The sequence below is a fragment of the uncultured Nostoc sp. genome, from assembly GCF_937863485.1.
In the GTDB taxonomy this organism is placed as follows: Bacteria; Cyanobacteriota; Cyanobacteriia; order Cyanobacteriales; family Nostocaceae; genus Nostoc.
In genome coordinates this window covers 1-8,649 of record NZ_CALMFY010000173.1, presented here as the reverse complement: position 1 = coordinate 8,649, position 8,649 = coordinate 1, and the positions used below count along the sequence as shown (strand labels likewise).

9 protein-coding genes and 1 pseudogene are annotated in these 8,649 nt (G+C 40.9%); 8 read left to right on the top strand and 2 right to left on the bottom strand.

All coding sequences use genetic code 11. From position 1 onward, the window contains the following. A pseudogene (locus Q0541_RS23150) lies at positions 1-835 on the bottom strand (hypothetical protein); the annotation flags it as partial. 1,054 nt (positions 836-1,889) lie between these two features. Here Q0541_RS23150 and ndhL point away from each other — a divergent pair. From ndhL to Q0541_RS23115, 7 genes are all read left to right on the top strand, one after another. Further along, positions 1,890-2,102: an NAD(P)H-quinone oxidoreductase subunit L gene (ndhL, locus tag Q0541_RS23145; RefSeq protein WP_298915996.1), complete on the top strand. Its 213-nt coding sequence runs from the start codon at positions 1,890-1,892 to the stop codon at positions 2,100-2,102. Between the two features lie 24 nt (positions 2,103-2,126). After that, complete coding sequence (locus Q0541_RS23140) at positions 2,127-2,438, top strand: DUF3007 family protein (RefSeq protein WP_298915993.1); 312 nt, start codon at positions 2,127-2,129, stop codon at positions 2,436-2,438. A 78-nt stretch (positions 2,439-2,516) separates the two neighbouring features. Next, entirely contained in the window at positions 2,517-3,344 is an 828-nt protein-coding gene (trpA, locus tag Q0541_RS23135) for a tryptophan synthase subunit alpha (RefSeq protein WP_298915990.1), read from the top strand. Positions 3,345-3,578: 234 nt separating this feature from the next. Continuing rightward, entirely contained in the window at positions 3,579-4,235 is a 657-nt protein-coding gene (locus tag Q0541_RS23130) for a heterocyst differentiation related protein (protein WP_298915987.1), read from the top strand. A 114-nt stretch (positions 4,236-4,349) separates the two neighbouring features. Further along, complete coding sequence (locus Q0541_RS23125) at positions 4,350-4,685, top strand: hypothetical protein (protein ID WP_298915984.1); 336 nt, start codon at positions 4,350-4,352, stop codon at positions 4,683-4,685. Positions 4,686-4,844: 159 nt separating this feature from the next. Next, positions 4,845-5,534: a hypothetical protein gene (locus Q0541_RS23120; RefSeq protein WP_298915979.1), complete on the top strand. Its 690-nt coding sequence runs from the start codon at positions 4,845-4,847 to the stop codon at positions 5,532-5,534. Next, on the top strand, positions 5,531-5,851 hold the full coding sequence (locus Q0541_RS23115; protein WP_298915976.1) for a hypothetical protein: 321 nt from the start codon (positions 5,531-5,533) through the stop codon (positions 5,849-5,851). Before Q0541_RS23120 ends, Q0541_RS23115 begins: the two co-directional genes overlap by 4 nt. Before the next feature lie 153 nt (positions 5,852-6,004). Here Q0541_RS23115 and Q0541_RS23110 read toward each other — a convergent pair whose 3' ends face one another. Further along, positions 6,005-7,927: a serine/threonine protein kinase gene (locus Q0541_RS23110; protein WP_298915973.1), complete on the bottom strand. Its 1,923-nt coding sequence runs from the start codon at positions 7,925-7,927 to the stop codon at positions 6,005-6,007. Positions 7,928-8,090: 163 nt separating this feature from the next. On the opposite strand from Q0541_RS23110, the gene Q0541_RS23105 reads away from it, so the two are divergent. Continuing rightward, on the top strand, positions 8,091-8,579 hold the full coding sequence (locus Q0541_RS23105) for a hypothetical protein (protein ID WP_298915969.1): 489 nt from the start codon (positions 8,091-8,093) through the stop codon (positions 8,577-8,579). Positions 8,580-8,649: the final 70 nt, after the last annotated feature.

Genomic DNA, 8,649 nt, shown 5'->3' with positions numbered 1-8,649 from the left:
TCTTACTTATCCTGACTGATTTTCGTCCTCTTTGCAAAAAACTGGGATGCTCCCGATCTCGAGTCTGTTTGATAAATATATTGGCAATATTTTCATGGCTAAATATACCCTTTTTTAAAACAATTGTTTTTATCAAATGCAGAACATTATCTCCCAAAATACTGGGATTATTGTAGCGGTTTGTGCTTGGGACAGCAGATTGAGAACGAGCAATATACATTGCTAGTTCAAACTTATATTTGTCTTTTATCTGTCTATAAAGCCTTCTAGCAACCTCTTGTTGCTCTCGGCAATTATTCTCATTAACAGATTGATCAATTAATAAATAAGAAGTGTAGCGATTAGCCCAATGACCTTTAGATAATTCGTCATGTTTATTAGCAAATAATTTTATTTCTTGGTAATCTTTGCTGGATATAAAATTTTCTAGCCAGCTTTTACGGATATTTATCTCTAAAAAATCATTGGTATCTAATTTCCGACTTTCATCAACGAATAAATTAACTAATTTTTGGATATATTTGTCTTTTCTGTTAGTTTTCCAATTATTAATTATTATGTAGATACACCGCTTAAGTGTATTACAGTACTCTTTTTCATTATCATCTAAAAAAATGCTGTATATCCCAGGTATAGAATGGGAATACTGTGAATCAAGACCGTCTATAAATAAACCTTTGAATTCCCGTAAAACATCATCTGGCGACAATCTTTTGACAATTTTGACGAAGAAGCTATAAACCTCCTCTTGTGCAATTTGCACATTTAGCTGTCTAGAGTTAGACATAACATAATCGGGATCTTGCTGACTAATTGATAAACTATTAGCGCTCATTCCAGTTATCAGGATAAAAAAGCTTCCTGTTCATATTATTACCAGCTTAACCTTGGTGAACAGTAGCATCAATCTATTCTTTAGAGATTCAGTAATCTTTTTACACAAATTTGATAAACTCGGACTATAAATAAAGTATTAAACACAAATTGTTTAATAATTTATCAAAAACTTAAGTGAAATTACTTAGTCTTAAAAATCAGAGCCAATATAAAACTATATGGGCGAGTTGATCTACCATTAAATACAACCCGCCCATACCTTATATAGGAGTCTTTTGGCATTTTAAATTTTTAATGGGGGTGGAGGGACTTGAACCCACACGACCTTTTACGGTCAACGGATTTTCATTCTCCCGCAGTTTTCACTGCTACCTGATGACAATAGCTAGCTCAGATTTTGAGAATTGGACTCTCCCTTTACCCTCGACTTAACGTTAGGGTAGCTCCCGTCGGGTCTCTGCACCTTCCCTCAATTTTGGATTTTAGATTTTGAATTTTGGATTGAAGATTAATCGCAAATCTCAAATCGCAAATCTAAAATTTTTGGGCTTGGCTCAGGATTGCCATGTCTGTAACCAGATTTAGGTTTCCCTGAGTTTGAGAGCTTCCACTTGAGGGATTTCTCCTTCAAGGCTCAGTTATCTAAGTCCGTAGCGTCTACCATTCCGCCACACCCCCGCAGGTGTTTGGCAACTAGTATAACTAGTTATTTCCTGGAGGCAGTAAATACCTCCTCATCTATTCCACCATCAATTGTGTCTTTTGTCCAACTAGATTGAAAATATTTTTTCCAGATAGGGCGATTGTGTTCCAGAGTTGGAAATTTTCCTTGTTTCCTCCTGATCAATCTGGATGAGTTTTCTTTCTTGTCTGACTAAAGCATTTGTTTGCTAGTGGATTTACGATTACAGGATAATACTACCTTTTATCAGTCTAATCTGGATATAGACGAGGAATTCTGGCGTAGTTATGTTAAAAGCGTCATGACTATACTTTCCTCAGTCTGGCTCTTCAGCCTATGATGGAAAACAGAAGCTTAAGACTTGAAAGTTATGATTGTCGCCCTGCTGTATCTGATTTTGGCTGGAGCTTACCTTCTGGTAATCCCGATTGCTATCTTGCTGTACCTGAAGCAGCGTTGGTATGTAGCTACCTCCATCGAGCGTACCTTTATGTACTTTTTGGTATTTTTCTTCTTTCCGGGTTTGTTGGTTCTATCGCCGTTTGTAAATTTTCGACCCCAACGGCGACAAATTGAAGTTTAACGAGATTGGTAGGTCATAACTCTCATGCGACGGATTGACGCTATTGGAATTGGCTTGAGTGTTTTTATTGCCGGCGGCTTGGCATATATAGGATTGCAGCTAGTCGGTTTGGATAATCAGAAAGCTGGTATATGGAGCCAAGTCTTACTAGTCAGTGGGTTAGTTGGCTGGTTAGCCAGCTATTTTTTCCGTGCGGTGGGACAAAAAATGACCTACCACCAACAGCGGGAACAGTATGAGCAAGACTTTCTCCAAAAGCGACTAGATGAGCTTACTCCTGAAGAACTAGCACGAATTCAAGCTGAAATAGAACAAGAAGAGCAATCTCAGGTGTAAAGTTATCATTGATGAGTCCAGAGTCCAAAGTCCCAATTTTGACTCTTGACTCTTGACCTTTGACTCTTGACACTTATAATGACTGCGATTTCTCATTGCTTTGAAACCCTTAGACGGAATCGTGAGTGCGCTCTGATTCCGTTTATTACTGCTGGCGATCCAGATTTAGAAACAACAGCAAAAGCGTTGCAGGTTCTAGATCGCAGTGGAGCCGACATTATAGAACTGGGCATACCCTACTCCGATCCTCTGGCGGATGGGCCAGTAATTCAAGCTGCTGCTACCCGCGCCCTGCAAACGGGAACGAAATTAGAGCAGGTGCTGGAAATGTTGCAAGGGATTACTCCTAAACTGCGATCGCCCATTGTCTTGTTTACCTACTACAACCCAATTTTGCACCGTGGAATTGAAAAATTTCTCTCTTCAATTGCGGCTGCTGGGGTCGCAGGTTTGGTAATACCTGACTTACCCTTAGAGGAAGCAGCAGGCTTGCTCCAAGCAGCTAGTGAGATGGGAATTGACATAATCTTGTTGGTCGCTCCCACCAGTTCTGCCCAACGGATAGAAGCGATCGCTCGTTCTTCTCAAGGATTTATTTATTTAGTCAGCGTCACAGGGGTTACAGGGATGCGATCACAACTGGAAATCCGCGTGTCCGATTTACTCAAACAAATTCGTAGTGTTACTGTTAAACCCATCGCAGTCGGCTTTGGCATCTCCGAAGCTGCACAAGCCCGTCAGGTTATGGAATGGGGCGCAGATGGTGCGATCGTGGGTAGTGCTTTTGTGAAAAAGTTGGCCCAAGGCACACCAGAGCAGGGACTAAATGCGATCGCCGAATTTTGCCAAAGTCTCAAGGCAGCTATCAAGACCACTAACAACAGTACAAATACTCCTCTTGATTAGACGAGGAAAGTAGATTAAAAAGTATAACAACGCAGTTTTTCTCTTCTTATTTGGTAGACAATTTGACCGTTATGGTTTTGAATATTAACATCAGATATCATGTTCTAAAAAACTAGCTGATTTGGTCGCTTATAGTTTGAGTATTATATGAAGCTAAGTAGGTATAAATTATGTGTGTGAGAGGGAGTCAGTCACAAATGGTTATAGTTACGTCGCAATTGAGGGGCAAAGGCGATGAGTGAGAGTATGGCGTTTATCGGCGGGGTCGCCGTAGCTGGGCTGGCGGCTCTGGTATTGCTCAAAGGGACAAATACCCCCCTACAACCTAATTTTGCCGTTGCTTCGCAAATGCCAGGGACTGTAGTAGCGCCGGGAGTACAGCCACAAATGTATCCTTACGGTCCTTATGGGCAACCAATGTATCCCAGTCAGCCACCGACTGCTCCTACTTCTGACCAGCGCCTAGAGATGGAGAAGTTGAACACGCAGATGCAGTTGGAGCGTTTAAAAAACGACAATGAACAGCTAAAGGTGCAAAATCAACAACTCCAAGGCCAAGTTCAAAATTTCAATACTCAGCAACAGTGGCAATTAGCCCAGCAGAATAACCAACAAAAAGCAGCAGCATTCCAGCCGCAAAATCCTTGGTGGTCTTCATCCATGCTCTGGGCTGTAGGAGGTGCGGCTCTCACTATTGGTGGTGGTGTTGTCGTCGCTGGGGTATTGGCTTTATTCTCACCACGGCAGCGTCCAGCCCGTACTGTACAAGTGATTCACCCCTACCAAGGAAATACGCCGTCCTTGGTTCCAGTCCGTCGCGCTGAGTTTCTACCTGCTTCGCGGATGGAAGCAAGACGAGTTGAAGCCCCAGAATACGACGAAATGCAGTAACAACAAAAAATATCGGACAAAGCATCTAGGTAAAAGATATACAGGGTAACACTGTTAAAATACTGCCTAGATGCTTTTTTTGTACATGAGTGATTAATCAAGCTCAAAAAGCGGATGAAACTCAAAAAACTGGCGATGTCTTCTCTGCGAGACGCTACGCGTAGCTTGCTTCTCCATAGGAGTACGACAACCTGCGCTCACGCAGTATTATTAATCATATTTGGTGTAGCTTGTCAACCTGTGGATAAGGTTGCCATTTACGAGAAAAATAATGGTAAGCAACCACTCCAGGCAGAACTTTTAGCTAAAATTGCTGTCGGATATGCAAAATTAGGACAACAGGATAAAGCCTCGAAGTTATTAGCCCCAGCTATTCAAACTGCCAAAATATCTAAGGATATTAACATTAGACAAGACTTATTGGAGCAGTTGGGAATTATTTATGTATAAATGGGACAATACGACAAAGCACTTCAAGTAGCAAAATCTCTTCAGGAAATAGCACGATCTTATCAGTAAATAGCAAAATCTTTTCATTCACGCGAACCAACAGCAGAAATAGGTTATATAGATATTAGGTTAAAACATATTACTGATCGCCTAGTACAAGTGGAGCAATACGAAAAAGCCCTTCAAGTTGTCAAATTAATATCAATAAATGTTACAAATGGGTCTTTAAATGGAAAAGATTTCATTATTTCTCAATCTATAGTAATGTCTGAAGTTGCATTTAAGTATGCACAAACTGGGCAAAAGGCTCAAGCAGAACAGATATTAGTACAAGCACTGCAAAAAGCTAAAACCACTGATGAGATGGCTGAAATTGCACTTAAATATGCACAAGTAGGACAAAAAGCAAAGGCATTGCAAGTGCTAGCGCAAGCCTTACAAAATGCACAACAACATCCAAACAATATCACTAACGTGGCTAAAGTTGCTGTTAAGTATGCACAAGTAGGACAACAGGCTGAGGGAGAGCAGCTGTTAGCCCAAGCCCTTCAAAGTATTAAAAAAGAAAAATATGGTATAAACAATTTTCATTTGGCTGATATTGCTGTTGATTATGCAGAACTGGGGCAATGCAACCAATCTATTGTGATTGCCAAATTAATAAAGAATTACCCTAATTATAAAGCATTTAAAGACGCTTATATCACTCATGATGGTTTAATTGTTGGTGCTTATTCAGCAGATGTGTTTGCTGAAATTGCTATGACGTGTGCAGCAGTAGGGCAATATGAGCAAGCCCTGCAAGCGATCAAGGAAACAAAGTACCTAACAATAAAAGGGAAGCATTGAGTGTACTTGCTGTTGAGTACGCAAAAAAGAGTCAATACAAGCAGGCTTTTCAAGTACTTAAAGAGGATGCTGAGTCTGACTATAAAAAAGTCTTGCTTTCGCCAGAGTCTGACTTTGCTAAAAACTTGCTTTCGGTAGAGTCTGAATCTATCAAAGTCTCAGCTTTGCCTAAAATTGTTGAGCAAGCTACTCAAGTAGAACCACCTGCTAAAGCAGAGCAGGTATTATCTCAAGCACTTGAAGTTGCTAAAACTATTAAAAGCCGTGATGATAACTGCGATCGCTATTGGGTACACACAATTAAAACAAAAAAATAAAAGCGAGCAATTATTAGCACAAGCCCTTCAAATCGCTGAAAATATACATCAATAAAAGACAAATTAGTTCAACATCGATAGGTATAGGTAATAATATTATTTATTACTTATTACCAATAGATGCTGAAACATTATAATTAACAAACTTTGATTTCATAAACCGCCTTTAGGAGTTTCTGTAGCATTAGGACTTTTTGTAGTGGCAGATTGGTTAGTATTGGGAAGTTGATGTTGAGTAGTCTTTTGATTACCTTGATTTTCTAGTTTAGTTAGTGCCTGTTTTGCTAGATTTTCGGCTGCTTGTTTAAATAATGGTTCTATTCTATTTCGCCAATATTGAGTATTAGGCAACTTTTCTGGATGGTTTTTATAATCTAAAACTTTATCCCATTTACCATCATCTATTGCCTTGTTGATTTCATTAGATAACGCCTCTGCTTTCCCCCAATCTTCCTGCCACTGGGCAATTACTTTGCCCGTCTCTTGGATACCAGAAGCAGCATTTGCCGGAACCGATCTTAAAAGTGCGATCGCTCCAACTATATCTCCTGATTCATACTTCTGTCTTGCTTGTTCTACAATATTGGCACTGTTATCACTAGGCTGCGATTGATCTGATTTCCCAGTGTCGGAAGTTGACTGCTTCGATTTTTCTGGTAATGGAGTTACTACATCCCTCGATTTTGCTTTTGGCTTGGGAGTCGGTCGAGTCGCAATCAGAAGACTATCATCTACAATCTTAGTTGCAATGCCCTTTTCGCGCAGGCAAGAACCCCATTCTTCATTATTGGTTATCACATCCGAGTGGGCCCAAGCCAAACGACCAGATTTAAGTTTAACTTCTATCCAACCTCGTTTTGTGCGCTTGCCAGTCACCTCGAAATTGGTGTTATCGGCAACTATTTGCAAAACATTATCAGAATTTATCAAACTAGGTTCAGAACGGATATTGGAATTTCCGACGATAACAGCCGAGCATTTGTTTGCTAAGGCGGTATCGTTACCTGTAAGATTAGAAGCTAGATTTTTCACATTTGGATATACATTTGTTACCAAAGCAGCCGCACCTCCCGCCAATAATATGCCAATTAATATCGGCCATGGATCAGATTTGCTAGAGTCTTGACGGGCAGGTTTGACAGGATTTGCTGGTGCAACTGCAACAGTTCGCAGCCGAGATACTTGAGGCTGGAATTTGGCTGCTTGGTAACTGGAATTTTTGGCAGATTCTTGAGGTGTGGAAAGTGCAGGTACAGGATTAATCGCATCTTTACATACTTGCAGTGCTTCCGTGGCGTTTTGGTAGCGGTCTTTGAAATGATAATGTACCATCTTGGACAACACTGCCGCCAGTCGGTAGTTCACAACTACAGATTGCTGCCAAATGATTTCGCCCGTATCTGGGTCTTCTTGCAGTTCTGTTGCTGATAATCCTGTTAGTGCTTGAATAGCGATGATGCCAAGGGAATAAATATCACTGTTGGGGCGCGGTTTACCTTGCCCTTGTTCTGTGGGCATATAGCCAGGAGTGCCAATAACTACTGTGGGAGAGGGTTGTCCGCCCACTGTCACCAATTGTGTACGCAGTTGCTTCACTGCCCCAAAGTCCACTAAAACTAACTTATTATCTGAGGCACGACGGATGATATTATCTGGTTTGATGTCGCGGTGAATCACGCCTTGGCGGTGGACAAATTCGAGAATTTCCAGAACTTCTTGTAACAGTTGAACTACTTGGCTTTCACTCCAACGCTTACCAGGTATAAGTTCCTCAGCTAAGGTATGTCCTTCAATATATTCTTGTACTAAATAAAATTCTTGGTTTTCGTCAAAGTATGCTAAGAGCCTGGGTATTTGGTCATGGTTGCCGAGTTTTTCTAAGGTTTCGGCTTCGCTGTTGAACAGGCGTTTAGCAGTATCAAAAACTCTGGGGTCAGTTCCGGGTTTGAGGTGCTTGACAACGCACATGGGGTTGCCGGGCCGCCTAGTATCTTGGGCAATGTAAGTTTGACCAAATCCTCCCATTGCGAGGACTCGAATTACTTGGTAACGATGGTCTAGTAGCTTGCCGATCATATTCCCTCCCCAGAGTTATTACCTAATTTTCCAGCTGGTAATAAATATCTCCAAATTTTCTTCAATGAAATCCGCTATCTTGAGAAAAGATTTAGATTAAAAACGCAGCTTTTTAATAAACGCAGACTGTTTATTTTTCTTTTAGTGCCCCTGTTTACTACCAATGCCACCTAAAATAACAAACTCAGTTGCATGGCAGCAGGCTGAAATTCTTATGCAACCTGCTTTCATTCGCGTTATCGACAATATCCGCAAGTTGCTTGATGAATCTTCCTGGACGGGAACTTATAACGATGTCCTGATTTGGCCGCCTAGCACCACTGATGAAATCAAAGCATTGGTGACTGAGTTGTTGCAAGCAATGGAAACTGCAACGCCCCAAGAAGCAGATAGAATCAGAGAGACTCTTACTCGTCTGCCGATGCCCCATCCAGGATATCATCTACATTTGCAGCGTCAACAGCAAGAAGCGAGTATCGATTTGTGGGAACTATGTTATCAAGTGTGTTTTCTGGAATACAGCCCAGACAAGGAAACTGCTGATGTTGATACTAATTTAATTGATGAACTGGGTGAAGTGGATTGGCTGCGTTTGGATGCTAAGGCAAAAGAGTTAGTTGAGCAGGCGTTTGCTAAATTGCCAGAAGGGTAACAAATAAAATGGTTAATATAGGACTGATATTTGATTTTTGAAATATACGTAGGGTGCGTTAGCCTTTGGC